This is a genomic window from Rhizobium sp. CF122, from assembly GCF_000282035.1.
Taxonomy (GTDB): domain Bacteria; phylum Pseudomonadota; class Alphaproteobacteria; order Rhizobiales; family Rhizobiaceae; genus Rhizobium.
Window position 1 is genome coordinate 210,010 of record NZ_AKKA01000023.1, and the last position, 26,484, is coordinate 236,493.

Genomic DNA, 26,484 nt, shown 5'->3' on the forward strand with positions numbered 1-26,484 from the left:
CTCCGGTGGGAGGTGTGCAATGACCACTTACATCGTGCTTATCAATTGGACGGATCAGGGCATTCGCAACGTTCGCGACTCGACAAAGCGCCTGGACGCGGCAAAGAAGCTGCTTGGCGATATGGGCGGCTCCTTCCAAAATTTTTTCCTGACGATGGGCGATCATGACCTAGTCGCCGTATGCGAGGCACCTGACGATGCCGTGATGGCCCGTTTCAACTTGTCTCTTGGAATGGCCGGCAATGTGCGCACGCGGACATTGAAGGCATTTCCGGAGGCCGCCTATCGCGAGATCATAGGTTCGCTGGGCTGATTTGTCGGGCTGCCGGGCCTGCTGCTGGCAAATATGTGGATCATGTCCTGCGCTGACGCATTGCGTCCGTGGAGCGCGAGGCTTTTTTGTTTTATGGCTTGATGATGCCTTGTTAAAAGGCCACATCGGTAGCGTGGCGTAGGGCATCGTTCGTAGGCATGCAGCAGGTTTCGGCAAAAAAATGGGGAGCATTCGGCTGGGGCATCTTTGCCTCCGTGGTGTTGCACCTTGCCGTCGTCGCCTTCTTTCTCGTGAAGCTGCCCGTGCCTGCTCCCCAGCCGGAGGAAGAAACTGTCAGCGTCGACCTCGTGCCGCCGCCGGAGGAGAAGAAACCCGAGGAAAAGCCGCCGGAACTGAAGATGCCGGAAGAGCCCAAGCCCGAGGAGCCGAAACCGGAGGAGAAGAAGGCAGAAGAAAAGCCGGCCGAGAAGCCTGCGGAACCGCCAAAGGAAGCAAAGGCCGAGCAACCGCCACCGCCGCCACCGCCACCGACGCCTCCGCCTCCGCCACCGCCGCCGCCTCCGGCGGAGGAGGCAAAAGCGCCGGAAGAGAAGCCACCGGAAAAGCCGCCCGAAGCCCAGTCCAAGGAACAGGCTGGCAAGTCGCAGCCCCTGTCGGCGCTGCGCCCAGTGGCGGAATTTGGCGACAAGGATACAGGACCAGAAAAATCGACGGAGGGGGATGCGTCCGTCGCGGGTGTGAAATCGGATACGCCGAAGCCTTCACCAGAGCCCAGACCGGAACCCCAAGAAGATCAAACGAAGCCAGAGGAAATGGCGGAAGCAGCCAAGGCGCCCGAAAGCAAGGAGCCACCCGCTAATCCGGTTCCGGAGGATGTCGAACTCCCGCAGGTCGACCTGGCCGATAACCATGCCGAGAAGAACGGCCCTGCCGCGGGAGCCGAAAGCGAGGCCAAGACGAGCTTCGAGCAGGGAAAACCGCCCAACTCAACAAAGCCCGATGCGACCGCAACCGCCCAGGCGGACAAGCCCATCGAACTGACGGAGGCGAAGACGTTGTTTTCGCAGAAGATGACCAACGATCCGGTGGCTAAGACGGCAATGGGTGATATGCCCCGAGGCGCTCGGTTCAATAACCTCTGCGGCAGTGAGCTTCGGCAGCAGTTGATCCATGGGTCTCCGTCATATCTGCCAGAGCTCATACCGTCCTACCGTCTTTCAAATGAAACTGTTCTCCAGGTCCGGCGGAGCGCGTTCAAAGCAGCTGGACGCTGGTACAACGTCAGCTTCCGTTGTGAGGTGGACGACGGAGCGATGAAAGTTAAGTCGTTCAGCCTGGCTGTCGGCGATCCTGTTCCGAGAAGCGAATGGGCGAGCCGCCGTTTAGACTAGCGTTCGCCAGTTCGGCGCAAGATAGCCGGTTTAACTCTTTCCCATCGCCACATGTCGGTGGCGCGTGAAAGGACAATGAGATGTCGAATGAGATCGAGCGCTTCTTCGAATTACAGGATGAGGCAACCAAGGCTGCCTTTGTCGAAAATCGCGGGGACGAGCTCACTGACATCCTGGTCGCCGCGCTTGAGGATGTCTTTGCGATTCTTGCCAGCGACGATTTTCGCGAAACGATCCATTGATCAGCCAAGCCTATAAGCATTGATCGCTGACGCGCTCGCGGCGTCCGGCCGACTTGCCGCTGCATTGTTTTCAGTCGTCTGGGCTGGCACTATAAGGTGTCACCTCTGGAAGCGTACGCATGGCCCGCAGTCAATTTCGCATGTTCAGGTCGGTCGTTCCCGGCATCGAGGCGGTGGCTGCCGATAGCAACCAAAGCTTCGCCCGCCATACGCATGAGCAATTCGGCATCGGGCTGGTTTCGTCAGGTGCGCAAAAGTCCCTGAGCGGCCGCGGGATGGTTGAGGCGGGTGCCGGCGATATCATCACGGTCAACCCGAACGAAGTGCATGATGGCTCGCCGATCGGCGAGGGGAGGTCGTGGAGGATACTCTACTTCGATCCCGAGATGATCGCTGCCAATGTGTCGGAGATCACGGAGGGACGGCGATCGGCTGTCGAGATTCCGCATCCGGTATTGCACGACAAAGCGATTGCCGCGCACTTCGAGGCAGCCTTTGGGCTGGTGACCAGTGCCGGGGAACCACGAATGCAGCATGAGGAAGCCATCCTTGAAATCGTCGCGCGTGTCGTTGCGGAGGTCGTGCCGAATGAAGGGCAGGTTGGTCCTCAGTCCATTTTAACCGCGCAGGAAATGATCGACTGCGATCCGACTGCGGCAATCTGTCTATCGGACCTTGCCCGCGCAAGCCGGCTCAGCCGGTTCCAGGTGTTGCGTAGTTTTGCCAAGGCGACCGGCCTGACACCTCATGCCTATCTGGTTCAGCGCCGCATCCATCTTGCCAGGCGCCTGATCGCCGGCGGCGCGCCCTTGGCAGAGGCTGCCCTTGCCAGCGGCTTCGTCGACCAAAGCCATATGACACGGGTGTTCGTCCGGAAATATGGGGTCTCTCCGCGCGCCTATGCAAATGCGGTCGCCTGACCGCGCTGCAATTTCATACAAGATTGCCAGACGTTTTTCGTCTTTCTTCTGCGCAAACGGGAGAAGACGATGCAGCGACATTTGCAAGGTTACCTCTATCTGACTTTGGCGATGATCACAGTGGGCAGCGCGGTGATCGCAAGTCGGGTCATTGCTTCAGGCATGCCGCCGTTCACGGCGACAGCTCTGCGCTTTGCCACAGCCTTCCCGTTCTTTGTGCTTTTGATGCGCATGACCCGGACGCGCTTGCCAAACTTGCCGTTTCGCGACTGGATTATCCTCTTCGTTCAAGCCGGGGCGGGTAGCGTTGGCTACACGACTTTGCTGATCTCCGGCCTGAAGCTGACGACCGCCGCCGACGCCGGTGTCATCATCGGGACGCTGCCGGTCGTGGCCGGGGCGCTTTCCGTTGCGGTTCTGGGCGAGCGACCCCATTCATCGATGGTATTTGCGGTCGCGCTGGCGGCAACCGGTGTTCTCTTCATTGCTCTTTCGCCCGATGCAGGGAGTGGATCCCTGCTTGGCAACGCGCTGGTTTTCGGGGCCGTGATCTGTGAAAGCCTGTTCATCCTCCTGAACAAGAACCTCAGTTCATCGATCCCGGCGCTGACACAATCCGCGTTGATGACGGGGATTGGCTTCCTTGTCGCCATGGTCGCGGCACTTTTGGCGGAGGGCGTGCCAAGCGCATTGCCTGCCGGTGCAATGTCGGCGGTGATCTATTACGCGCTGGTGCCGACTGTTGCCGGCTTCATTCTCTGGTATGCGGGGGCGGAGCGTGTGAGTGGGGTTGAGGCCTCGCTTTTCACCGCAGTCGCACCGGTTTCGGCGTTGCTTATGGCCTTCGTGATGCTCGGTGAACCGCTACATTTCTACCAAGTCGCCGGCGTCGCCTGCGTGCTGGCGGCGGTCGTTGGGCTTGGGTTGTTTCAGCGACGGGCGACGATGGCGAGGTAGAACGTGGCCAAGGCACAATACGATGAGCACAGATTCGCCACTCGGATGAAGCCAGCGCGATTCCGTTCGTTTGGCCGGCTCATGAAATTCGGCACGTCGGTTCCTATATCTGGTTTCTGGCCGAAAGGAGCTGCCGATGTCTGCGCAACCGATGAAGATACCCGGTCCCGATCATCCAATTACCGTCAGGCCCAATCCGGCGCGCGTCGTCGTAAAGCTCGGCGGTCAGGTCATTGCCGACAGTCGCAACGCGTTGACGCTGCAGGAAGCGTCCTATCCCGCCGTGCAATACATACCGCGCGCTGATGTCGACATGGCGCTTCTGACCCGAAGTGACCACCATACCTATTGCCCCTATAAGGGGGAGGCCTCGTATTTCAACATCGTTTCGGGTGGTGACATCGCCGGGGATGCGATCTGGACCTATGAAAATCCGTATGCTGCGGTCAGCGAGATCAAGGAGCATCTCGCCTTCTACCCCGATCGGGTGGACTCTCTCGAGGAGTTCCCGGGTTAGTGCGGCGCAAGCGCCCATCGAGGTGAGTTGACGCAGCGTTCGATATCGGAACCGCTCGGCCCTGCATCCCATTGATCGAGATATCTTGCTGCGGAAGCGTGGCATGCTTGGGAGGAAAAGCAAGGACGGTCCGGCAGGGAAACCGGACCAGTCCCCGTAACTGATCGGAGGTCAATCGGATCAGAAAACGCAATACTGGGCGGCGCCCAAGGTTGATCCAGGGCGCCGGGATTTTGAATTAGAACGCGCGCTGCAGGCGGAAGAAGCCCTTGGTCACTTCGTCGGCGTCGTCCGGATCGGTGTAGTCGACCGTTGCCTTGGCGTAGAGGTTGTCGACAATCTGATAGTCGACGGTGATGCCGACCTTCCAGGCATCGCCCAGACCGTCGAAAGAATCGCCGTGGAAGGTGTCAAGATCAGGAACGTAGTTACCGAAGTACTGGGCCATCGGGGTAATCGTCCACTTGTCGGTAGCCTTGATCGCGTATTCGCCGGCAACCGTCCATTCCGACTGCGAGTAGTAGGAGTTCGGGCCAGACGCATAGATAGCTGCCAGGCCGAGCGTGCCCGGGCCGATATCAGCGAAGAGCATGCCGCGGACAGCGCCTTCTTCGTTGTCCGTGTCGTAGCCGCCGATAACCTGGTAGCTGACTACGCCAGCCTTGCCGCCAACGCCGAAGGCAATGCCGACGTTGTTCGGGTTTTCGCCGGTCTTGAAGTAGCCGTCTTCCAGTTCGTCTACGCTGATGCCGGCGTAGAAGTCACCGTTTTCATACTGGTAGCGGATGGAGTTGTGCAGCGTTTCAAAGCTGGAGAGAACGTCCGGCTCGCCAGAAAGGTCGTCATCCCACCAGGAGTAGAACAGACCAGCGCGGAAGCCGGCGATATCGATGTATGCCGAATCCAGAATGGTGCTGGTCGAACTGTTGTCGCCGTTGTTGCGGAAAACGATGACGCCGGTCAGCGGGCCATATTCCGTGTCGCTCTTGGCGGTGAACTGTACCTGGGCGCGTGTGAAGGCGTTCCAGTCGGACGTACCCTTCTCATCCGGACCGCCGTCAACCTGGAAACGAATGTAGCCATTGATCTTGAGGCAGGTTTCGGTGCCGGGGATGTAGAAGTAGCCTGAGCCGTACGCGTCGCAGACGCGGACGTATTCAACCGGCTCGGGTTCTGCTGCAACGATTGCGTCAGCAGCAAAGACCGGCGAGGACGCAGCAGCAAACGCTGCGGCGGAGGTCAACAATGCCATCCGTATATTCATTTGAAATCCATTTCCTTTTCGATTGAACCGCCGCCAGGGGAGATGGGGCCGTTCAGATAGTTTGCCTTTCGGCTGGCGGATCAGCGAACCGCTGAAGCCTTAATTTCATCCTCGATTAAATCTATCAATTCTCCCGGTAACAAAATCCCTGTTTGCGACAGTTCTTTGATGTGCCATGTTGTTTTTATGTAACAATATCAAATACTTAAGCATACGACTCCTTTACGCCGCATTTGTACGGCGCATAGTGATCGTCATGCTGTTCTCGGGGGCTCGCAGGAGCGCGTCTGACGCCATCATTGCAATGGTGCCAAAGGAAATCTCAGCGCAGATAGTCCCGCCGGAGGCCAAATTGAAGGGCACCGATTGGAACGCAGTGTTCCAAATTTGGAACGAATTCTCGTTCCATACGGTTGGCATCACCCCTTAGTAGCGGTAAGCGATAACGGTCGCAGGCCTATCTGAAAGGGGTGCCCGATGCTGAACGCAGAGGGTGTTTTCCAGGATCTAAACGATTTCGTCTATTTTGCCGCAGTCGTTCGTCACAATGGCTTTTCCGCCGCCGGGCGGGTGCTGAACATGCCGAAATCGAAGCTCAGCCGGCACATAACAGCGCTGGAGGCAAGACTCGGCGTCAGGCTACTGGAGCGGACGGTCAATCGATTCCGCGTGACGGAAATCGGACGCGCCTTCTACAATCACTGCGAAAACATACTGCGTGAAGCGGATCGTGCCGCGAAGGCCATCAACGATGCGACCGGCGAACCGCAGGGGCAGATTCGCATAAGCGTGCCTCACGGATTGCTGGATGGCTCGCTTGGCGCCATGATCCCGGAGTTTCTCAACCGTTACCCCAAGGTTCAGCTGCAGATACTCAGTACGGATCGACGGGTCGACATCATCAACGAGCGCCTCGATCTCGCGGTTCGCGCGCAATTGGCCGAAGAGACGGACTCCGAACTGACGATGCGCGTGCTCAGCAAGGTGGATCTGATCCTTGTGGCGAACCAGAAAGTTGCGAGTTCGCTGCCGTCGATCGAAGGTGTCGAAAGTCTTGTCGACGCTCCGACGGTGTCGTTTGCCGGGCCGCTGACGGAGTGGCAGGACTGGGACGTCTGGGAGTTCACCGGACCCGATGGCACTCGATACCGGCATCAGCACAAGCCGCGCATGAGCTGCCGCAGCGTCGCGGCCGTGCTGGAAGCGATATACGCCGGGGTAGGGGTCGGGCTTCTGCCCGACCATATCTGCGCCGAGGGAATTCGCGATGGCAGGCTCGTGCGCCTTCTGCCCAATCACCAGATGTCCCAGGCGACGATCTACCTTGTCTTCACCGCAACGCGAGGTCTGCCGACAGCAGTTCGGGCGCTCGTCGATTTTCTCGTAGAGCAGTTCCGCAGCCTGCGCGTCACCACGCAGTGCCAGGAGGCCGAGATACAGGCGAAGGATCGGGCCCGGCTTATCGAGATGTCCGGCGCTCAGCCTGCATAGGCCTCGTCGAGCGCCGCGATATCGATCTTCACCATCTGCATCATCGCGGCCTGCACACGCATGGCCTTTTCCGCGTCCGGATCGTTGAGATAGCGCATTAAAGCGTCGGGTATGATCTGCCAGGAGACGCCGAACCGGTCCTTCAGCCAGCCGCATTGCTGCGGCTTGCCGCTATCGAGCAACCGTTCCCAGTAGTAGTCGACCTCCGCCTGATCCTTGCAACGAACGAAGAATGAGACAGCCTCACTGAACCTGAACTGAGGGCCTCCGTTCAGGCCCATGAACTGCTGGCCTTCCAGGTCGAACGTCGCGGCAAATGCCTTTCCATCCGGGCCTCGCTTCACCTGCGGGTCCCCGGCGTTCTTGAATATCGCCCTATAAAAGCTGATGGCGTCGTCGAGCTGGTTATCGAACCAAAGGCAAGGTGTGATCTTCTGCATCGGTTGTCCTCCTGGCGCTTAATCTGTGGCAAGGACGCGGAAAGAGGAGGCTTGCCGACAACCGGCAGCGAATTATTCCTGATCGGAAGTTGGCGGCAATTCACTTGCCTATCGCCGATGCTGCCTAATCTTAATTTGAAGAGGGATGTCGGTCCAAGCCAACTCCGTCTGTCCTTGGACTTGCAACAACGCAAAAAGGGAGAAAAACATGTCCTATGTCGATGGGTTCGTCGTGGCTGTACCGCAGAAGAACATTGAGGCGTACAAGGCCTTTTCCGCCACGACAGGCGCAGTATGGAAGTCCTACGGCGCAAAAGAGTTTGTGGAATGCATCGCCGACGACGTGCCGTATGGGGAACTGACCTCGTTTCCGCGCGCTGTGCAGGCGGCGGACGACGAAGTCGTGGTTTTTTCCTGGATCGTTTATGGCTCACGCCAGGAGCGCGATGACATTATGACGAAAGTGATGGCGGACCCTCGTCTTCAAGGCGACGCGTGGAAGTCGATCTTCGATGGCAAGCGGATGATCTTTGGTGGGTTCGTTCCCTTTCTGCAGCTTTGAGCAGCGGGCAGAAGCGGCATTGACATGAGGGCAGCTCAACGCCACGTCTCGTAAAAGAGACGTAAGCGGAATCGTAGTTATGGCCCAGAAGATCATCAGCATTTCCACCAGAGGCCAGGGCCTATACGAATTTACAGCGGAGGCCGCGTCCTTTGTTCGCGCCGGTGGCGCGGCCGAGGGCCTGCTGACCGTTTTCGTGCGCCACACCTCATGCTCGCTGCTCATTCAAGAAAACGCCGACCCGGACGTCCGCACCGATCTCGATGCATTCTTTCGCCGACTGGTGCCTCCCGCTTCCGACCCTTCGATGCGCTGGATTGTTCATACCACCGAAGGACCGGACGATATGCCGGCGCATATCAAGGCTGCGTTGACGCAGGTTTCCATCGGCATTCCGGTTGTCGGCGGGCGGCTCGCGCTCGGCACGTGGCAGGGGATTTACCTGTTCGAACACCGCGACCGGCCGCATCGGCGCGAGATCGTGCTGCATCTGAGCGGCTGAACCGGAACTGAACGGCCGGTTCGAAGATCATTCATTTTCAGAGGGTTATGGTCACCACAAATCCCGGGTGGGAGATGTAAGCAACCGTTCACAGAGTAGTGTCATGACCCATTTCATCGCCAAGGCTTCGTTTGCCGCCCTTATCGCATTGGCATCGAACCCGTTCGCGGCACCGACCGCCTCGGCTTCGGAATGGGGACGTGCACCAGCTGTCGATGTCCAATACCGTCCCGTGTATGCCTGCTCGCCCGTGAAAGCTGTCCAGAAGGCACGTTGGACAGGTCTGCGCTACGCGCGCGTCACGAACGTCACGCCGCGGCGTGTGGTCGTTTCCGGCCGCAATTATCGGGGCTGGGACCGGATGGTGTTCGCCAACGTTCGCGGATGCCCCTTGATCCGCCGCTGATTGGCGTCGTCCACAATGGCGCCGTCAGCTTGCCTTGGCCGCGCCATTTTCGCCCTGCTTTGTGCGAATCGCATATGAATGCGCAGATCCGGAAAGGTTGGACCTGACCTTGCCGGTAAGAGTGTATCGAATGGGGAAGGGCTCTGCCGCACCCCGATGGAGAACTTTCGATGATGCAATTTCTGGCCAAGGCGGGGCTTGCGACGCTGCTCGCCGCCGGCACTGTTGCCGGAGCAGCTGCACCGGCATCCGCCCAGGTAGACGTCTACATTGGCGGTGGTCGCCCGCCACCGCCTCCCGGTTACTATCGCCCGCCACCGCCTGACTATGATCGCCCGCGGCCGCGTCCGCGTGGCTGTGACCCGCGGCTCGCAGAAGATATCGCGCGCGACTACGGCTTTCGTCGTGCCCGCGTGGTCGACGTCACGCCTCGCCGCGTGATCGTCGAGGGCTGGACGCGCCGTGGCGCCGATGAAATCAGCTTCGGCAATATCCGCGGCTGCCCGGTCCTGCGCCGCTAACGGTCCCGATCACCAGACTCTGAAAAAAATAGAAAACCGCCTTTGCCAACGTCATTCGGTTCCGGCAAAGGCGGTTTTTTAGCACTTAGGGGATCGCGTGCGCGGCCAATTGAGCTGGTTGCCCCACGTCGCCGGTCTCGTCGGTCGATGTTGCAAGCGGCGCCTGGTTGTCGGCTGAAACGACGGCTCGCGGCAGGGGCGTGCCACGCTTCTTTTCACGCGCCAGCGTCAGCAAGCCCGAGCAGATAATGAGAACGATGCCGGCAGCCATTGGCAGGTCGATCGTGTCGTCGAAGATCAGATATCCGAATGCGATCGCCCACAGCATCTGGCTGTACTGAGGAGGGGCGACCAGGCTTGCCGGTGCCAGCCGCGCGGCTGTCATCAGCAGCACGTTACCGGCCGCGCCAAGCAGGCCATAGCTTGCGATGAACAACCACTGGCGCGGGGTTGGAACAACCATCTCCGACAGCATCAGAATGCCACTGACGGCAAGCGTGCCGAGCAAGGCTGCGCCGTACAGCGACAGGCGCTTTTCGGCCGGCCCCATCTTTCGCATGATGACGATCGAGATTGCTGCAGCCAGGCCGCCGATCGCCGCCGCAAGATGACCGACCGACAAATCGCGGAAGCCCGGACGGAGCACGACCAGAACGCCGATGAAGCCGACGATGACGGCGGCCCAGCGCTGCCAGCGTACGTCTTCCCCGAGAAAGATGACGGACAGAATGGTCACGAACGACGGCAGAAGGAACAGCAGACAGAAGGCCTCAGCCATCGGCAGCTTTGTGAATGTGATGATCGAAGCGATTGCTCCGATTGCGCCGCAGACGAACCGCAGCAGCCAAAGCGTGCGGTTCGTGCTTCTGAAGATATCGCGCCAGGTGTCATCTCTGCCTTTGATGAAGGGCAGCGCGGCGCAGCCGAATAGCGCGCCGACGAAGGCGATCTGATAGGCGGGAACCCCGCCATGCAATATCTTGATCGATGCATCGCTGAAGGCAAATACGGCATAGGCGCCAAACGCGACGAGAACACCGCGCAGCGGCGAAGAATGGGCTGTCATGGATCTAGAATCGTCCGCAGGAGAGCCTTTGAACTCTTACGGACCGCCGGCGGCAACGCGAGAGCCGATTGCGAATAGCTGCCATGCACAATCGCAAGCCCGGCTGTCATCATTTATCAGCTCGCATATGCCTCCAGGGGACTTTGCGAGCGCCGTCGGAGGAAATCCACGAGCAGGGGGTGCTGACCTTTCAGGATCTTTCGCTCCGCATCCGCCAGCGTGAACCATTCGGCTCGATCCACTTCGGGAAATTCCACCATCACGCCGGAGCGCGGCGGCCACTCCATCCGGAAGCGATTGCTGGCAGTTGCTTCCAGATCGATGTCGGCCTCGACGGCCCAGGCAACAACGATCTTGCCACCGGGTTGCTTATATTCCCCGAGATGATGAAAGCTTCCTTCGACGTCGACGCCCAGTTCTTCGCGGGCTTCACGTCTTGCCGCATCAAGTTCATCTTCGTCCTCGTCGACGAGGCCCTTGGGGATCGACCAGGCGCCGATGTCCTTCTTCGCCCAGTAGGGCCCCCCCGGATGAACCAGGAGAACCTCGTAGCCACCATCGTGGAGGCGGTAAATCAGCAGGCCTGCACTTCGCTTCGCCATATCGACTGCATCCTTCTGCTTACGGGGAAGAGCACTGGGCGCGGTTCGCGCCCAGTGTGCTGTTTTAATTAGGGGTCTGGCGAAGAGCCACGCCGTAGTCGCGGTAAACGCTCAGGCAATCGGTGTAGCTAAGCGAGCCGTTCTCGCCGTAAATGACATGGGCGCTGGATGCGCTGGTCGCCGCTTCTTCCGATACGAAGAGGATCGCCTCGCCAAGCGATTTTCCCGTGATCGGCTCTTCGGTGCCGTCTTCCTGCGTGATGCCTTCAATAATTGCCGCTATCTGGCGGTGGCTGAAAACCGCCCGTCTGTCTTCCGGTGTCATTGTCCTTACCTCTGCTTGAAATCAATGGATCTATCTGCCCAGCCGAAGCGGTTTCATGACTTCTTGCACAGCTCTGCCGAAATAGCTGCTCCGCTCGTCGGAATGCTCTAACAATGAGGGGCGGCAGGCGCTTTACCTAACCGTCGCCCGATATCGCCGTGCGCGCAAACCGCAGCTGCCGGCCGACTTAGGTCGCGATCCGCAACAGGTCGCGACAGGGCACTAGATAGAGTCGGATCATCGACCGACAAGATGGTTGCTGATAACTATCACCATCTAGTGACATGAAGGTCGATCCTGCTCATCACGATTGCGTTTGGCAATCGGGATGCATGCCCCTATATCGACGCTCACCACGCAAACAGAAGCGACAACGGATATGTTTCAAGCCGCGACCATAAATTCCACCAACAAGGTCGATTTCTACGCGGAGCTTTGCCAGCAGCTTAAGGGCCTGCTGCACGGTGAAAGCGATACGATCGCCAATGCCGCGAATACGTCGGCTCTGATGTTCGAAATGATGCCGGATCTGAACTGGGCAGGCTTCTACTTCCTCAAGTCGGATAGCGAGCTGGTTCTGGGGCCGTTCCAGGGGAAGGCGGCATGCGTCCGCATTGCGGTCGGCCGCGGTGTTTGCGGTACGGCTGTGGAAAAGGGGGCTTCGATCCTTGTCGAGGACGTAAATGCGTTTCCCGGGCATATCGCCTGTGACGCCGCGTCGCGTTCGGAACTCGTGGTACCGCTTCATCACGATGGTAAAGTTCTTGGCGTCATCGATCTGGACAGCCCGACCGCGTCGCGCTTCGACGCCGAGGATCAGGCCGGCGTCGAAGCTCTGGCCCGGATTTTCGTCGAGGCGAGCTACTGAACCTCTGCGGCTCGGTATCGCTCAAAGCAAAGGGACACGCTCGTGCAAGCGCGTCCCTTCGTTGTTTTCAATGAGAGCTAAGCGCTACTGCTTTCGCTTCTTGGCCTCGTCGTCCATCAACTCATACCACATCGCGTTGAGGACGGCGAAGGCGGCGGCCAGAGGCAGGCCGAGGATCCATGCGAAATACCACATCGTCTTTCTCCTTCAGTAGGCGTGGCCGCTCTTGTCGGTGACCGTCTTCTCGTCGACTTTGCCCCAGAGGACTTTGTAAACCCAGGCGGTGTAGGCGACGATTATCGGCAGGAAAATTAGCGACACGACGAGCATGACGAACAGCGTCGTGTGGCTCGACGAGGCATCCCATACCGTCAGGCTCGACCTCGGGTCGAGTGAGGAGGGCAGGATGAACGGGAACATCGAGAGACCGACGGTCGAGATGATGCCGAAGATCGAGAGCTTGCTGAAGAGCAGGGTAGCGACTTCCCATTTTGCCCGGAGGGCGAGGAAGGCTGCTGCTGCACCGAGGAAGCCGAGGATCGGCGCAATCAGCATCCACGGGTAGGTGCTATAGTTCGCCAGCCAGGAGCCATCGTGGGTGGCCGTCTTGAGCAGAGGGTTCGACGGGCCGGCCGGGATGATCTCGCTGGTGATGCTGTAGCCGTTCACTGCGAGCACCAGGAAGAGGCCACCGAGCGCGAAAAGGATGATGACGGCAAGCGCGGCGAGGCTGCCGTAGCTTCTGGCCCGCTCGGCGACCGGCCCGCTTGCTTTCAGGACGAGCCAGGAAGCGCCGTGCATGACGAACATGGCGACCGAGAGCAGGCCACAAAGCAGAGCGTAAGGGTTGAGAAGGCCAAAGAACGAGCCCTCATAGAAGATGCGCATGTCAGCCGGGTCGAAGCGGAACGGCACGCCTTGCAGCACGTTGCCAACGGCGACGCCGAAGATCAGCGACGGTACGAAACCGCCGACGAACAGCGCGAAGTCCCAGTTGTTGCGCCAGCGGGCGCTCTCGCGCTTCGAGCGGTACTTGAAGCCGACCGGGCGCAGGATGAGCGCGAACAGGATCGCGAACATCGCGAGGTAGAAGCCCGAGAACGACACCGCATAAAGCGGCGGCCAGGCGGCGAAAGTAGCGGCCCCGCCAACGATCAGCCAGACCTGGTTTCCTTCCCAGACAGGGCCGATCGTGTTGATGGCGACGCGGCGCTCCGTATCCGTCTTGGCGACGAAAGGCAACAACGTGCCGACGCCGAGATCGAAGCCATCCGTGGCGGCAAAGCCGATCAGGAGTACGCCGAGAAGCAGCCACCAGATCAAGCGCAGGATTTCGTAGTCTATCAGTTCGTGCAGGATCATGACGGGTCACTCCGCAGCGGGAACGAGGGTTTCGGAAATAAGCTCTGCTTGCGGCTCGTCGTCCGGCTCCGGTCCCTTCTGGATGGCTCTGATCATAAGCGTCATCTCGACGATGATGAGCGTTGTATAGAGCGCAGCAAAGCCGACGATGGTCAGCAGAACCGTGCTTGCGCCGAGGCTCGACACCGCCATTGCCGTCGGCAGAACGCCTTCGATAACCCACGGCTGACGGCCGATTTCGGCAACGATCCAGCCTGCTTCGATGGCAATCCAGGGAAGCGGGATCGCGAAAACGGCGATCTTCAGCAGGAATGGGTACTTATCCAGGTGCCGCCGTGCCGAAAGCCAAAAGAAGGTCGCCGTCAGGACGATGAAGAACATGCCGAGCCCGACCATGATGCGGAACGACCAGAAGAGGGTCGGCACATGCGGAATGGTATCATGCGCGGCCTGGGCGATCTGCGCCTCAGTCGCCTGGCGCGGATCGTCAACGTAGCGCTTCAGAAGAAGAGCGTAGCCGAGCTGGTGTCCCAGTTCCTCGAACGAGGTGCGGACCTGAGGCGCGATACCGTCCGGCGTTGCTGCAGCGCGGATCTGCATCAGCGCGTCGTAGGCCTTGATGCCGTCGCGGATGCGGGCTTCCGCCTGCTGCTCGAGCTTGTCGATACCGGGTATCTCCGTCGTCAGCGAACGGGTGCCGATCAAACCCATCACCCAAGGAATGTGAACGGCGAAATGTGTCTCGCGTGCCTCCTGGTCGGGAAAGCCGAAGGCGGTGAAGGCGGCGGGTGCCGGTTCGGTCTCCCACATCGCCTCGATGGCGGCGAGCTTCATCTTCTGGTTTTCGGTTGCGAGATAGCCGCTTTCGTCACCGAGGACGACGACCGAAAGCGCCGATGCCAGACCGAACGATGCCGCAACCGTCATCGAGCGCTTGGCGATTTCGAGGTGCCGGCCCTTCAGTAGGTACCAGGCCGAGACGCCGAGCACGAAGATCGACGCACAGACATAACCGGCTGAGACGGTATGGACGAACTTCGCCTGGGCGACGGGGTTGAAGACCACGTCGAAGAAACTGGTGATTTCCATGCGCATCGTCTGCGGATTGAGCGCCGAGCCGACCGGGTTCTGCATCCAGCCGTTGGCAACGAGGATCCAGAGCGCCGAGAAGTTGGAGCCGAGCGCCACGCACCATGTCGCCACGAGGTGACCGACCTTCGAAAGCTTGTCCCATCCGAAGAAGAACAGGCCGACGAAGGTTGCCTCAAGGAAGAAGGCCATGAGACCCTCGATGGCCAGCGGGGCGCCGAAGATATCGCCGACATAGTAGCTGTAGTAGCTCCAGTTCATGCCGAACTGGAACTCCATGACGATGCCGGTGGCGACGCCGATCGCAAAGTTGATGCCGAAGAGTACGCCCCAGAACTTCGTCATCTGCCGCCAGACGTGGCGGCCCGTCATGACGTAGACGGTTTCCATGATGGCGAGCAGTACGGAAAGCCCGAGCGTCAAAGGCACGAATAAAAAGTGGTAAAGCGCAGTCAGCGCAAATTGGAAGCGCGATAGCGCGACGATGTCTAGTTCCATTGTCTTTCTCCCACGGTCCCACGGGGTACGAAGGGTTCCGCCAAACCGGATTGCCTGGCGGTCATGTGTGGTTCAGTCCGGTCTCAGCCGGTTCAAAGCCTTTTCGAATGCCGCCTCTCCACGGCGTGAAACGTCTGTGATGCGCCCGTCGTCCATGACTACGATGATGTCCGCGATCGCGGCCTCCCGACGGATATGCGTGGCGATGACGAGCGAGCGTCCCTGCGCCTTTTGCGCCAGACAGAACATGACGTCGCGCGCGGTTGCGCCATCGAGGCCTTCCGTCGGCTCGTCCAGCAGCCAGAGCGGCGCGTCGTGCAAAAAGAGGCGGGCGAGGGCGAGGCGGCGCGATTGACCGCCCGAGAGCCCCATGCCGCCTTCGCCAAGCGGCGTGTCGAGGCCGCACGGTAGAACGACGATATCGTGGAGGAGGCCTGCGGCGGCGAGTGCTTCACGGAGCACGTCGTCGTCGGCGTCAGGTCGGGCCAGTTGGAGGTTGCAGCGCAGGCTGTCCCGGAAAAGCTCCGTGCGTTGGGTCAGCAGCGTGGCGTTGAGACATTCGATGGATCCGTGAGTGGCCCGCATTTCAGTTGCCAGGAGCGAAAGCAGGGTCGATTTGCCGGCGCCACTTGCGCCAATTAGAGCGAGCTTTTCGCCGGCCTTCAGATCGAGGTTAATGTCGCGTAGCACAGGCATTTCAGCGTCATATCCCGCGGTCACTTCGTTCAGGCGAAATGCCACGCCGGCAGCCGATGCAGCATTGCGGTGCGCGCCTTCATTTTCCGACAAGCGCGGCGCGATGCGGCCGGCGGCGAGCAAGGTTCGGCCGAGCTCCATCGCACCGCGGCGCAGGGCGCCGAAGGGCTCGACCGCGGCGAAGGTAATCAGCACGCCAAGCGCGGCGACCGGCGGGCTGATCGTGCCTGCTCCGGCCAGGGCTGCAACAGCCAGTAGCGAACCGCTAAGTAGGGCGGTTGACGTGAGCCCGAACCCGAATGTGACACCGGCTTCGATGCGGTTCAGGCGGTCGTCGGCGCCGGCGGCATAGTGATCGGCATCTGCGATCGCCGCACGCCGCGCGTCGAGGCGTCCGGCCATCAGCAAGTCGGTCTGGCCGGCGACGAGATCAATGGTGCGGGCGCGAACGGCCTCAATGCCGTGGGCGCGGCGGCGGGCATGCTTCATTGCCCGGCGTCCGGCGACGAAGGGAATGCCGAGACCGGCGGCAAGCAGCACGATGCCGACGGCCAGTCCGAAGAGCGGATGCATCAGCACAAGCGCCACGCTTGCGGCAATCGCCGCAGCGACCGCAACGCCGGCTGGAACCAGCACGCGCAGATAGAGGGAGTCGAGCGCATCGATGTCGCCCGTTAGGCGGAAAAGCAGGCGGGCGGGCCGGCGAGCAAGCTCCCGTGCGGCACCGGGCATTGCCCATCCGCGGAACAGACGCTCGCGCAGAGCGGCGAGTATGCTGAGCGTCGCGTCATGGGTCGTCAGCCGCTCGCCGTAGCGCGAGGCGGTCCGGCCGAGCGCAAGCAGGCGAATGCCGGCCGACGGCATGAAGACGTCGAAGGTGGCAATCGTTGCTGCCGAAAGTCCGGCGATGCCGGCTGCGGTAATGAACCAGCCGGAGAGGCCGAGCAAAGCAATTCCTGCCGATACCGTGGTCGCGGAGAGCGCTGCCCCGAGGAGCAAACCCCGGCGGCGCTCGGCCAGGAAGAGCTTGACGATCGGCTTGAGGTTGGAAAGCGATGCGCTCATTACTCAGCCGCCTCCCGTGTCGTTTCGGGATCGAGCACGACGGTCCGGTCCATGCTCGCGGCAAGCCGCGGATCATGGGTTGCGACGACAAGCGTGCGGCCCTTGGCAAGGGCAAGCAGGCTCTCGGTGATCTCGCTTGCGGTTTCAGCATCGAGGTGCGCGGTCGGCTCGTCGGCAAGTACGATGCAGGCTTCCCGATTGCAGGCGGCGCGGGCGATGGCGAGGCGTAGCGCTTCGCCGCCGGAAACTCCCATGCCACCATCGCCAAGCGGACGTCGAGCGTGGTCGCGGGCAAAGCGGCTGAGCTTGGCAAGATCGAGTGCTTCTGTCACAGCCCGCATGGAAACGTCCGGCCGACCGAGCGAAATGTTGCCTGCGATGGTGCCTGCAAACATATGCGGCTTCTGGCCGACCCAGGCGACCTTGGCATGAAGGGTCGGATTGGCCGGCTGTTCGTCGATGGTGACGCTGCCGGTTTTGCAGGTCGCGTGGCCGGCGATCAGTGCGAGGAGGGTGGATTTGCCCGAGCCGCTGGCACCGAGCAGGGCAACGTGCTCGCCGGGATGGATGCGCAGATTGAAGTCGTCGATGGCGGTGTTGCTGTTCTTGCCATAACGGAAGCTGACATTCTCCAGTCGGATGGCGCCGACTGCTGTTTCGGCTTTGGATGCATCGCTCGCAACGGGCAGCATCAGGCCATCCGCATTCAGCGCATCGATCGCCTTGATCGCAGCTTCGCCGGCGGCGCGGTCATGCCAGACGGCCGAGAGTTCGCGCAGCGGTTCGAAGAAAGCCGGCGCAAGCAGCAGCACGAAGAGGCCGGTCGTCAGATCGAGGCCGCCTATCCAGGCGCCGAAGCGAATTTCTCCGAGCAGGGAAAAGCCGATATAGACGGCGACCAGCGCGACGCCCAGGGCCGCGAAGAGCTCGAGCACGGCCGACGACAGGAAGGCAATCTTCAGCACAGCCATGGTGCGAGCCTTCAGCGAGTGGGCGTCGGCTCTGAGCCTCGTTGCGGTCGCATCGACTGCGTCGAGTGAACGGATGGTCGCCATCCCACGCAGGCGGTCTAGGAGGAAGCCGTTGAGGCCGCCGGTTGCTGCCAGCTGCTTCTCGCTTGCAGCCTGCGCGCGCCAGCCAATCAACGCCATGAAGACGGGGATCAACGGCATGGCGAAAAGGAGAATGAGAGCGGCAATCCAGGAAATCGGGACGACGCAGGCAAGGATGACCAGCGGCACGGCACTTGCCTTGAAGCGTGCCGGCTGAAAACGCGAGAGGTAGGGAACGATCATCTCGGCTTGTTCGCCGATGATGCTTGCGGCTTCGCCGGAGCTCGGTCTTGTGCTGTCGATCGGCGAGCGCCGGGCAAGGGCTGTGACGGCCAGTTCACGCCGCGCCGTCAGTTCGGCGCGTGCTGCGCGAAATGTCATGCGGCCGCCAGCCGCCTCGAGACAGCTTTTCGCTATGCCAAGCAGCGCGATATAGACGGCAAACCACAAGACGTCGTCGAAGCCGCCGCCGTTTGCGATGCGGCCGACTGCGGTGGCGAGAAGTGCCGCCTGCGGGATCCATATGAGCGATGCCAGGGTCTGGACGGCAGCTGCCTTTCGCAAGCCACCATGTCCGGACACAGCTTTTCCCGGCTTGCCGAAAGCCTGCTTTCCTTTTGCGTCTAAGCAAGCACTCCCCATAGCGCTAACTCTTGTTCGCAGGATTGGGCCGGCGGCTGCGGCCGAGCGAAACGACTCGGTCCTTGGCCTCCAACAGCTTCGTCACTTTCGCACCTAAGGAGAGTAACGTCGCAAGCCGTTCGGTTTCAAGTTGTTTTACGTCCTCATACCAATGCGTTAGCTGTTCGATCAGCGCGTGCATCTTGCTCATACGTTCTTGCGCGTGGCGTTCTGCTTCGCTTGCCGGCCGCTGCATCAGGATTTCCCGCAGCACCGAGAGCGTCGGATCGACCTCGCGCTTCTTGCGCTCTTCCGCCAGTGTCCGCAGGATCTGCCAGACGTCATCGGGTGTGGTGAAGAAGTCGCGCCGGTCATCCGGCTTGTGTTTCAGCAGAACGAGGTTCCAGGTCTGCAGTTCGCGTAGGCTCATCGAGACGTTCGAGCGGGAAATGCCAAGAGCGTCGGTGATCTCCTCGGCGCAGAGCGGCGATGGCGATACGTAGAGCAGGGCGTAGATCTGCCCGACCGTGCGGTTGATGCCCCAGCGCGAGCCCATTTCACCGAAGTGCAGGACGAAGGATTGAACAAGCGGCGGAAGGTTCATCTCGGTTTCCGTTATATCTGTAATTTCAGAAATTTCTGAAACTACTATAACTGGGTCGGCTCCACGGGCAATTGGCAAATGAGGGCTGCGGCAATTTGGTGTCGCGGCCACAGAAAGCCGCCGCAGCTCGCCCCGGATGACGACACTTTGATTTCAATCAAGAAAACGCTGTTTCTCCAGCGGTGGCCGTAGTCTATGTTTTTGCGCGGAGCTGATTTGATGCGCAAAGACATACATAATTCAAACATACCAGTACGTTGCATGAGCTGTGAGGTTCGCCACAAGGGCATGTGCGGCGCACTCAGCGCCGACGAGTTGCTAGCGCTTTCCGCGCATACCCGCCTGGTCAATCATGAAGCTGGCGATGAGTTGGCCGGCGAGAAGATGCCGGCCGAATCCTACGCCACCGTGATCCGCGGGGTCGTGAAGCTTACGAAGACGCTGGAGGACGGGCGCCAGCAAATCGTCGGCTTGCAGTTCGCGCCTGATCTTCTCGGCAGGCTGAATGCGGATGAGAATGCCGTGTCGGCGGAGGCGGCTTCTGACGTCAATCTCTGTCGCATTCCGAAGGCTGCGCTGGAGCGCATGGTCAAAAATAACCCGGCGCTTGCCGGACACCTCATGGCACAGACGCTGCGCGAGCTGGACGAAGCGCGGGACTGGATGGTGACGCTCGGACGCAAAACGGCGGCGGAGAAGGTCGCGAGTTTTCTGTTGCTGATCGCGACCCATCTCGATCCCGAGGCTGTGGGGGAAAAGCGCCAATTCGACCTGCCGCTGTCGCGAGCCGATATTGCCGATTTCCTGGGGCTGACGATCGAGACGGTCTCCCGCCAGATGTCGAAACTGAAAGCTGATGGCGTGATCTCGATCATCGCCAACAGACATATCAAGGTGCCGAAGTTATCGAAACTCAAGGCCTGCTGCGGTTCCTGAAGATCCCTGTGCGACATTCTTGAATGCATGTTGCCGAGCAGGCCCATTCCGTGCAGGAGTGACGGTTCTCCTCGTTCGATAAGAGATCTGCATGTCTGCCTTTGCCAATCCGCTTGTTTCCCGCCTGTCTCCGCCACCCATTCCCTCGGTTCTTGCCTGGGCTCGCGAGTACAAGGGCGCCAAGGGGTCCCCGGTCGATCTTTCGCAGGCGGTGCCCGGCTATCCAGCCCATCCCGAAATGCTGCGGTTGCTTGGCGAAGCGGCATCTTCGCCAAAGACGACGGGCTATGGTCCGATCGAAGGTGAGGGCGTGCTGAGAGACGTCTATGCCCAGCATATGTCTGATGTCTATGGGGCGTCGGTTTCCGCCGCCAACATTCATATCACCGCGGGCTGCAACCAAGCCTTCATGTCAGCGGCAATCGCGCTTGCCGGCGCGGGCGATACGGTGGCGCTGACCAATCCGTTCTATTTCAATCAAGAGACGACGCTGTCGATGCTCGGCATCAAGCGTGTATTGGTCGACTGCGACGCGCAAAATGGCTTCCTGCCCGAGGTTCAGTCGGCAAAAAGGGCCCTGGTCGGCGGCGCCAAGGTGCTGGCGGTCGTGACGCCGAACAATCCGACGGGGGCGATCTATCCGCCTGAATTGCTGCTTGAGCTGTTCACGCTCTGCCGCAAGCATGGGGCATGGCTGATCGTCGACGAGACCTACCGCGACTTCCTTCCTAAGGGCTACGGCGCTCCGCATCCGCTGCTGACGATCCCGGGCTGGGAAGACACGCTGATCCTGCTCTATAGCTTCTCGAAGTCCTTCTGCATTCCCGGCCATCGTCTTGGAGCGATTACGGCTGGCGTCAACGTCATCGCCGAGATCACCAAGGTGATGGACAACATGCAGATCTGCGCGCCGCGCGCCGCGCAGGTTGCCGTTGCCGCGGCGATGCCGATCCTTGCGGATTGGCGGGCGGAAAACCGCCTGGAGATCGCGCGCCGTGCCGATGCCTTGCGGGCCGTGATGTCGGGACTGCCAGGCTGGGAGATCGGCGCGGTCGGCGCCTATTTCGCGTTTATCCGCCATCCCTTCGAGGATCTCAGCTCAGCCGCTGTCGCAGAGCGTCTGGCGAAGGAAGCGGGCGTCGTTTGCCTGCCGGGAAGCTATTTCGGGGAAGGGCAGGAGCACTATCTCCGGCTCGCTTTCGCCAATGCCGATGCAACTTCGATCGGTCTGCTCGCAGATCGCCTACGGTAACTTCGAATGATGAAGGCCCGCATGAGCGGGCCTTCATTGCTTCCGGCTGGTTGCCTTGTGTCAAACGACGACCGTCAGCGGTGGTATCCGCTTGTCTGCTGGGTTATCCTGTTCAGAGGCCTCCAGCAGATTGAGCTCCCGCCGCTCCTTCTCCGACACGATCGCAAGGTCGATGACCTTCTGCAGGTTTGCGGCGTGGCGGAAGGTCGGGTCGTCCTGCTTTCCGGTTCTGACCGCTTCGGCAAAGCGCTGGTAATTTGTCAGCACTGCAGGGACCTCGATATCGCGCCAAATAGCATTCTCGATGTCCTCGCCGAAGCAGCCGCGCAGTTCGGAACCGTCCGGACGATGGATCACTTCCAGGCTGCCCCTTTCGCCGTAGATACGAAGCTTCAGCTCGTTGAGATGGCCGGTCGCCCAACGGGTGGCGTGGATGACGCCGAGAGCACCGTTGGTGAAATCGACCGACATCGTGAAGCTGTCGTTGGCATCCAGCAGATACTCGCCAATCTGGCCGCCCGGTGCCTTGTTGAAGGTCTTCAGGCGGGCAAAGACGTGGTCGATATCGGTCGCTGCTCCATAGGCCGCGAAGTCGAGGATGTGGATGCCGACATCGCCGAGCACGCCGTTCGAGCCGTGGCCGGTCGACAGACGCCACAGCCAACGCGATTCCGTGCGCCAGTCGCCCCAGGCGCGCGAGACCAGCCAGCTTTGCAGGTAGGAGGCCTCGACGTGACGGATGGTGCCGAGTTCACCGGCCAGCACCATTTCGCGGGCGCGCTGCAGCGGAGCCACGTTGCGATAGGTGAGGTTGACCATGTTGATGACGCCGGCAGCTTCCGCGGCCTCCGTCATCTCCAGCGCATCGGCGTAGTGCTCCGCCAGCGGCTTTTCGCAGAACACATGCTTGCCGGCGGCGATCAGCGCCAGACTGGTCGGGTGGTGGATACGATCCGGCGTTACGTTGGTGGCCGCGTCGAATTCACCCCAGGCGATCGCTTCCTCGAGCGTCTGGAAACGCTTCTCGATGTGGAAGTGATCGGCAAATTCGGCAAGGCGCGCCGGGTCAGTATCGACGGCGCCGACCACTTCCACGCCATCGATGGCGAGGAAGTTGGTAACCTGGTTTTTGGCCATCGTGCCTGTGCCAAGAACGAGTAGTCGCATATGTGTGCTCCTCAGCGGTAACCGGCTTCGCCGGCCTGATGCAGTCGCGCGCCGCGTTCGACGATGGGCTCGAGGGCCTTTTCGACCGGAACATTCGGGGCATCGGTGATGCTCTTCAGATCGCCCTGCGGGTTATAGGCCCATTTCACGCCGTTGATGAGTACCTTCTGCACGTTGGCATCATGATAGGTCGGATAGGTTTCATGGCCAGGGCGGAAGTAGAAAATGTTACCGGCTCCGCGGCGCCAGGTCAGGCCCGAGCGGAAGACTTCGCCGCCCTGGAACCAGGAGATGAAGACCGTTTCGAGCGGCTCCGGCACCGAGAACTGCTCGCCGTACATTTCCTCGTTCTCCAGCACGAAGTTTTCGTCGAGGCCGGCTGCGATCGGGTGGCGCGGGTTGATCGTCCAAAGACGCTCGCGCTCGCCGGCCTCGCGCCACTTCAGCGCGCAGGGCGTGCCCATCAGGCGCTTGAAGATCTTCGAGAAGTGGCCGGAATGCAGCACGAGGAGGCCCATGCCTTCCCAGACGCGCTTGGCGACGCGTTCGACGACGACGTCGGAAACGGCGCCGTGGTCCTTGTGGCCCCACCAGGTGAGCACGTCGGTTTCGGCGAGGCGCGCCTCGGTCAGACCGTGTTCCGGCTCCTGGAGCGTCGCCGTCGTCGCACTGATACCAGGATCGGTGTTCAGCGCATTGGCGATGGTGGTGTGCATGCCTTCGGGATAGATGCCCCGAACGATGGCATTGGTTGTTTCGTGGATGTTTTCACCCCAGACAATGGTGCGAATAGCCAAGTTGCTGCTCCTTCATGCGATAGTGGACCGAAACCGATGGGAAAGCGGTCGGATCCTGCGGTTTGATTGGTGTCAGGCCGCGCCTTTGAGGGACATCCTCTCGAGCGCGCGTCCGGATTGGTCGAAGCGGTGAACGTAGCCCTGAACCGGTGCGACGCCGAGTTTCTGGCCGGGTTGATGGCTCGATACGCCCGTTTCGCGAACGACGAGCGGTTCCGGTATGCCGATGTCTAGATAGACGAAACTATCCGAGCCGAGGATTTCGGAATGGATGACGGTTCCCGTCCAGGCGGGCGCCTGCTGGACGATCTCGATGTGTTCGGCCCGCACGCCGATGGTGTGGGCGTTGTAAGGTGCCGAAAATTCGCCCGTCAGAAAATTCATCTTCGGCGAACCGATGAAGCCGGCGACGAAAACGGAATTCGGCGTCTCGTAGAGTTCAAGCGGGGTGCCGACCTGTTCGACAACGCCGTCGCGGAGCACGCAGATGCGGTCGGCAAGCGTCATTGCCTCGACTTGGTCGTGGGTGACGTAGATCATCGTCGTGCCGTGCATGCTGCGGTGAAGCTTTGCAATCTCCAGCCGCGTTGCGACGCGCAGAGCGGCATCTAGATTCGATAGGGGCTCGTCGAACAGGAACACCTTGGGGTCGCGGACGATGGCGCGACCGATCGCGACACGCTGACGCTGACCACCCGACAGTTGACGTGGCAGACGCTCCAGATAAGGCGACAGCTGCAGCATGCCGGCTGCCTGCTCGACGCGGGCCTTGCACTCGTCCTTGGTGCGTCCCGACAGCTTCATGCCGAAGGCCATGTTCTCGAACACGGTCATATGCGGATAGAGCGCATAGGATTGGAAGACCATGGCAATGCCGCGCTTCGAAGGAGCGTAGCGGTTGACCGCCTCGCCATCGAAGGAAAGCGTGCCCGAGGTGATGTCCTCTAATCCGGAGATCAACCGCAGCAGCGTGGACTTGCCGCAGCCGGACGGGCCGACGAAAACCATGAATTCGCCCTTGCGGATATCAAGCGAGACGCCCTTGATGACGTCAAGCGCACCGAAGCTCTTGCGGATATTATCGAGTCGAATCTGTGCCATATCGTGCTTTCTTCAACCTTTGACGCCGCCGGCTGTCAGGCCGGAGATGATGCGCCGCTGGAATATCAGGACCAGGACAACGACAGGTACCGTGACGATGACGGAGGCTGCCATGATGTTGCCCCATGGGATTTCAAACTGGCTGCCGCCCGAAAGCAGGGCGATGGCAACCGGCACTGTTCGCTGAGCGTCCGATGAGGTGAAGGTTAGGGCGAAGAGGAATTCATTCCAGGCCGTAATGAAGGCGAGCAGCCCCGTCGTCACCAGAGCCGGCCACATCAGCGGCATGAAAACCTGGGTGATGATGACCCAGGGCGAGGCGCCGTCAACGATTGCCGCTTCCTCGATTTCGATCGGCAGATCGCGCATGAAGGTGGTCAGCACCCAGACCGTGAAGGGCAGGGTAAAGATCATGTAGGAGAAGATCAGCGCGAAAGGCGTGTTGAAGATGCCGATCCAGCGGATCAGCTCGAAAAGGCCGGCAAGCACCGCGATCTGTGGGAACATCGAGACCGACAGGATCGTCAGCATCAGGAGCGCGCGGCCGCGGAAATTGACGCGGGCAAGCGCATAGGATGCGGTGACGGCGAGCAGCAGCGAGGCTGCGACGACGAGGATGGCAACCAGTAGGGAGTTGCCGAGGCTGCGGATGAAGCTGCCTGTGGTGAGGACCGTCGTGTAGTTGGTGAGCGAGATCGAGGTCGGCCAGTAGTTGACCTCGAAGAGGGCGGTGCCGGCTTTGAAGCTCGTCAGGATCGCATAGTAGAACGGAAAGACCGCGACGATGACGATAACGGCGACGAGCAGGTAGAAGAGTGTGTTCTTGGTCAGGGTCAGCAGCATCATCGATCGCTCCCACCGAGTTTGACGCGACCAAGCCACATGTAGAGCACGGTGATCGTCGCGATGATCAGGAAGAGCACCGTCGAGGCTGTCGCCCCATAGGCGAACTTGTCGAAGTCGAAGAGATTTTCGCGCGCCATGACGGACATGGTCTTGGTCTGCGCATTGTTCGGCGTCAGCACGTAGATGAGGTCGAAGATGCGCATCGCGTCCAGCATACGGAAGATCACGGCGACCATGATGGCCGGGCGAACCAGCGGCAGCGTCAGCCGCCAGAAGACGCGGATCGGGTTGATGCCGTCGATCTTGGCCGCCTCGTAGATATCGGCGGGGACCATCTGCAGCCCGGCGAGAATAAGCAGTGCCATGAAGGGCGTTGTCTTCCAGATGTCGACGATGAGGACCGCGACCATCGCGGTGTCGGGATTGGCCGTCCAGGCGATCTTCTGACTGATCAGCCCGAGGCCGAGCAGGATATCGTTCAGGATGCCGAACTGGTCGTTGAGCATCCACGCCCACATCTTGGCGGAAACGATCGTCGGGATCGCCCAGGGAATGAGAATGGCGGCGCGTACGATGCCACGACCGGGGAAATTCGCGTTCAGCACCAGGGCGACAACAAGGCCGAGGATCGTTTCGATGGTCACCGACAGGAACGCGAACTTCATCGTGTTCCAGACAGCTTTCCACCAGTTCGGGTCGGCAAGCAGGCCACTATAGACAGTTCGCCCGCTCTTCAACGTGATCCAGGAGAGATAATTCTTGAAGCCGACAAACTGCGCGTCGCCGAGGCTCGTGAGCGATGCGTTCGTGAAGCTGAAATAGATCGTTCTGAAGAGAGGCCATCCGGCAACGACGGCCAGAATGAACAGGGTGGGGGCCAGAAACATCCAGGCGGAACGGACGCGCTCGGCGCGCAAGTCCGACGAGGTATTGACGGCGCGCGCTCGCGATCCGACGCTTTGGGAAACTGCGACTTCTGTCATGAGGTACCCGCTTCTTGAGGCGATTTGACGATGGCGTCTTCAGGGAAGGCAGCGGCGGACGTCCGCC

General features: G+C 60.5%; 30 protein-coding genes. 14 read left to right on the forward strand and 16 right to left on the reverse strand.

What is annotated here, in order from left to right; translation table 11 throughout:
* The first annotated feature begins 19 nt into the window (after nt 1–19).
* From PMI09_RS06545 to PMI09_RS06565, 6 genes are all read left to right on the forward strand, one after another.
* Entirely contained in the window at nt 20–313 is a 294-nt protein-coding gene (locus PMI09_RS06545) for a GYD domain-containing protein (protein WP_007790116.1), read from the forward strand.
* A gap of 158 nt (nt 314–471) precedes the next feature.
* Nucleotides 472–1,665, forward strand: coding sequence for a DUF930 domain-containing protein (locus PMI09_RS06550; protein ID WP_007790118.1), 1,194 nt, complete (start codon nt 472–474; stop codon nt 1,663–1,665).
* An 80-nt stretch (nt 1,666–1,745) separates the two neighbouring features.
* The gene (locus tag PMI09_RS31670; RefSeq protein ID WP_007790121.1) at nt 1,746–1,907 is read left to right on the forward strand and encodes a hypothetical protein; all 162 of its coding nucleotides are present in this window, start codon (nt 1,746–1,748) and stop codon (nt 1,905–1,907) included.
* Between the two features lie 119 nt (nt 1,908–2,026).
* On the forward strand, nt 2,027–2,827 hold the full coding sequence (locus PMI09_RS06555) for an AraC family transcriptional regulator (protein ID WP_007790122.1): 801 nt from the start codon (nt 2,027–2,029) through the stop codon (nt 2,825–2,827).
* Nucleotides 2,828–2,896: 69 nt separating this feature from the next.
* A complete protein-coding gene (locus PMI09_RS06560; RefSeq protein ID WP_007790124.1) occupies nt 2,897–3,784 on the forward strand; it encodes a DMT family transporter in 888 nt (295 codons plus the stop codon).
* Between the two features lie 136 nt (nt 3,785–3,920).
* On the forward strand, nt 3,921–4,301 hold the full coding sequence (locus PMI09_RS06565; RefSeq protein ID WP_007790126.1) for a DUF427 domain-containing protein: 381 nt from the start codon (nt 3,921–3,923) through the stop codon (nt 4,299–4,301).
* A 238-nt stretch (nt 4,302–4,539) separates the two neighbouring features.
* On the opposite strand, the gene PMI09_RS06570 is transcribed toward PMI09_RS06565, so the two are convergent.
* Nucleotides 4,540–5,565 (reverse strand): porin, encoded by a 1,026-nt coding sequence (locus tag PMI09_RS06570; protein WP_007790128.1) that lies wholly within the window; start codon nt 5,563–5,565, stop codon nt 4,540–4,542.
* 477 nt (nt 5,566–6,042) lie between these two features.
* On the opposite strand from PMI09_RS06570, the gene PMI09_RS06580 reads away from it, so the two are divergent.
* Nucleotides 6,043–7,056, forward strand: coding sequence for a LysR substrate-binding domain-containing protein (locus PMI09_RS06580; protein WP_007790132.1), 1,014 nt, complete (start codon nt 6,043–6,045; stop codon nt 7,054–7,056).
* Here PMI09_RS06580 and PMI09_RS06585 read toward each other — a convergent pair.
* Nucleotides 7,044–7,496 carry a VOC family protein gene (locus PMI09_RS06585; protein WP_007790133.1) on the reverse strand — a complete coding sequence of 151 codons (453 nt, stop codon included), beginning with the start codon at nt 7,494–7,496 and terminating at the stop codon, nt 7,044–7,046. The genes PMI09_RS06580 and PMI09_RS06585 overlap by 13 nt on opposite strands.
* Before the next feature lie 208 nt (nt 7,497–7,704).
* Between PMI09_RS06585 and PMI09_RS06590 the strand changes: the two genes are divergently transcribed.
* From PMI09_RS06590 to PMI09_RS06605, 4 genes are all read left to right on the forward strand, one after another.
* Nucleotides 7,705–8,058: a DUF1428 domain-containing protein gene (locus PMI09_RS06590; RefSeq protein ID WP_007790135.1), complete on the forward strand. Its 354-nt coding sequence runs from the start codon at nt 7,705–7,707 to the stop codon at nt 8,056–8,058.
* Between the two features lie 79 nt (nt 8,059–8,137).
* Nucleotides 8,138–8,560 carry a secondary thiamine-phosphate synthase enzyme YjbQ gene (locus tag PMI09_RS06595; protein ID WP_007790136.1) on the forward strand — a complete coding sequence of 141 codons (423 nt, stop codon included), beginning with the start codon at nt 8,138–8,140 and terminating at the stop codon, nt 8,558–8,560.
* A gap of 103 nt (nt 8,561–8,663) precedes the next feature.
* On the forward strand, nt 8,664–8,966 hold the full coding sequence (locus PMI09_RS06600) for a hypothetical protein (RefSeq protein ID WP_007790138.1): 303 nt from the start codon (nt 8,664–8,666) through the stop codon (nt 8,964–8,966).
* Between the two features lie 170 nt (nt 8,967–9,136).
* Entirely contained in the window at nt 9,137–9,487 is a 351-nt protein-coding gene (locus PMI09_RS06605; protein WP_007790139.1) for a hypothetical protein, read from the forward strand.
* An 85-nt stretch (nt 9,488–9,572) separates the two neighbouring features.
* Here the strand turns inward: PMI09_RS06605 and PMI09_RS06610 are convergent, their stop codons facing one another.
* The 3 genes from PMI09_RS06610 to PMI09_RS06620 form a co-directional block, all read right to left on the reverse strand.
* Nucleotides 9,573–10,553, reverse strand: a complete 981-nt coding sequence (locus PMI09_RS06610; protein ID WP_007790140.1) for a DMT family transporter — start codon at nt 10,551–10,553, stop codon at nt 9,573–9,575.
* Between the two features lie 116 nt (nt 10,554–10,669).
* Nucleotides 10,670–11,155, reverse strand: a complete 486-nt coding sequence (locus PMI09_RS06615; protein ID WP_007790141.1) for an NUDIX domain-containing protein — start codon at nt 11,153–11,155, stop codon at nt 10,670–10,672.
* 64 nt (nt 11,156–11,219) lie between these two features.
* Entirely contained in the window at nt 11,220–11,480 is a 261-nt protein-coding gene (locus tag PMI09_RS06620; protein ID WP_007790142.1) for a hypothetical protein, read from the reverse strand.
* A 379-nt stretch (nt 11,481–11,859) separates the two neighbouring features.
* Between PMI09_RS06620 and PMI09_RS06625 the strand changes: the two genes are divergently transcribed.
* On the forward strand, nt 11,860–12,348 hold the full coding sequence (locus PMI09_RS06625; RefSeq protein ID WP_007790144.1) for a GAF domain-containing protein: 489 nt from the start codon (nt 11,860–11,862) through the stop codon (nt 12,346–12,348).
* Nucleotides 12,349–12,432: 84 nt separating this feature from the next.
* Here the strand turns inward: PMI09_RS06625 and cydX are convergent, their stop codons facing one another.
* The 6 genes from cydX to PMI09_RS06655 all read right to left on the reverse strand — a co-directional run bounded on the left by cydX (nt 12,433) and on the right by PMI09_RS06655 (nt 19,335).
* Entirely contained in the window at nt 12,433–12,543 is a 111-nt protein-coding gene (gene cydX, locus PMI09_RS30085) for a cytochrome bd-I oxidase subunit CydX (RefSeq protein WP_007790147.1), read from the reverse strand.
* 12 nt (nt 12,544–12,555) lie between these two features.
* The gene (gene cydB, locus PMI09_RS06635) at nt 12,556–13,710 is read right to left on the reverse strand and encodes a cytochrome d ubiquinol oxidase subunit II (RefSeq protein ID WP_007790149.1); all 1,155 of its coding nucleotides are present in this window, start codon (nt 13,708–13,710) and stop codon (nt 12,556–12,558) included.
* 6 nt (nt 13,711–13,716) lie between these two features.
* Nucleotides 13,717–15,297, reverse strand: coding sequence for a cytochrome ubiquinol oxidase subunit I (locus PMI09_RS06640; protein ID WP_007790151.1), 1,581 nt, complete (start codon nt 15,295–15,297; stop codon nt 13,717–13,719).
* Between the two features lie 72 nt (nt 15,298–15,369).
* Nucleotides 15,370–17,058: a thiol reductant ABC exporter subunit CydC gene (cydC, locus tag PMI09_RS06645; RefSeq protein ID WP_007790153.1), complete on the reverse strand. Its 1,689-nt coding sequence runs from the start codon at nt 17,056–17,058 to the stop codon at nt 15,370–15,372.
* The gene (gene cydD, locus PMI09_RS06650; RefSeq protein ID WP_007790156.1) at nt 17,058–18,752 is read right to left on the reverse strand and encodes a thiol reductant ABC exporter subunit CydD; all 1,695 of its coding nucleotides are present in this window, start codon (nt 18,750–18,752) and stop codon (nt 17,058–17,060) included. The genes cydC and cydD overlap by 1 nt, the downstream gene beginning before the upstream one ends.
* Nucleotides 18,753–18,756: 4 nt before the next feature.
* Entirely contained in the window at nt 18,757–19,335 is a 579-nt protein-coding gene (locus PMI09_RS06655) for a GbsR/MarR family transcriptional regulator (RefSeq protein WP_007790158.1), read from the reverse strand.
* A 261-nt stretch (nt 19,336–19,596) separates the two neighbouring features.
* Between PMI09_RS06655 and PMI09_RS06660 the strand changes: the two genes are divergently transcribed.
* Nucleotides 19,597–20,271, forward strand: coding sequence for a Crp/Fnr family transcriptional regulator (locus PMI09_RS06660; RefSeq protein WP_244423728.1), 675 nt, complete (start codon nt 19,597–19,599; stop codon nt 20,269–20,271).
* Nucleotides 20,272–20,362: 91 nt separating this feature from the next.
* The gene (locus PMI09_RS06665) at nt 20,363–21,523 is read left to right on the forward strand and encodes an aminotransferase (RefSeq protein WP_007790160.1); all 1,161 of its coding nucleotides are present in this window, start codon (nt 20,363–20,365) and stop codon (nt 21,521–21,523) included.
* A 60-nt stretch (nt 21,524–21,583) separates the two neighbouring features.
* On the opposite strand, the gene PMI09_RS06670 is transcribed toward PMI09_RS06665, so the two are convergent.
* The 5 genes from PMI09_RS06670 to PMI09_RS06690 form a co-directional block, all read right to left on the reverse strand.
* On the reverse strand, nt 21,584–22,690 hold the full coding sequence (locus PMI09_RS06670; RefSeq protein ID WP_007790161.1) for a Gfo/Idh/MocA family protein: 1,107 nt from the start codon (nt 22,688–22,690) through the stop codon (nt 21,584–21,586).
* A gap of 11 nt (nt 22,691–22,701) precedes the next feature.
* Entirely contained in the window at nt 22,702–23,487 is a 786-nt protein-coding gene (locus tag PMI09_RS06675; RefSeq protein ID WP_007790162.1) for a ThuA domain-containing protein, read from the reverse strand.
* A gap of 72 nt (nt 23,488–23,559) precedes the next feature.
* A complete protein-coding gene (locus PMI09_RS06680) occupies nt 23,560–24,588 on the reverse strand; it encodes an ABC transporter ATP-binding protein (RefSeq protein ID WP_007790163.1) in 1,029 nt (342 codons plus the stop codon).
* Nucleotides 24,589–24,600: 12 nt separating this feature from the next.
* Complete coding sequence (locus PMI09_RS06685; protein WP_037082101.1) at nt 24,601–25,431, reverse strand: carbohydrate ABC transporter permease; 831 nt, start codon at nt 25,429–25,431, stop codon at nt 24,601–24,603.
* Nucleotides 25,431–26,417 carry a carbohydrate ABC transporter permease gene (locus PMI09_RS06690; protein WP_007790167.1) on the reverse strand — a complete coding sequence of 329 codons (987 nt, stop codon included), beginning with the start codon at nt 26,415–26,417 and terminating at the stop codon, nt 25,431–25,433. Before PMI09_RS06690 ends, PMI09_RS06685 begins: the two co-directional genes overlap by 1 nt.
* Nucleotides 26,418–26,484 lie beyond the last annotated feature (67 nt).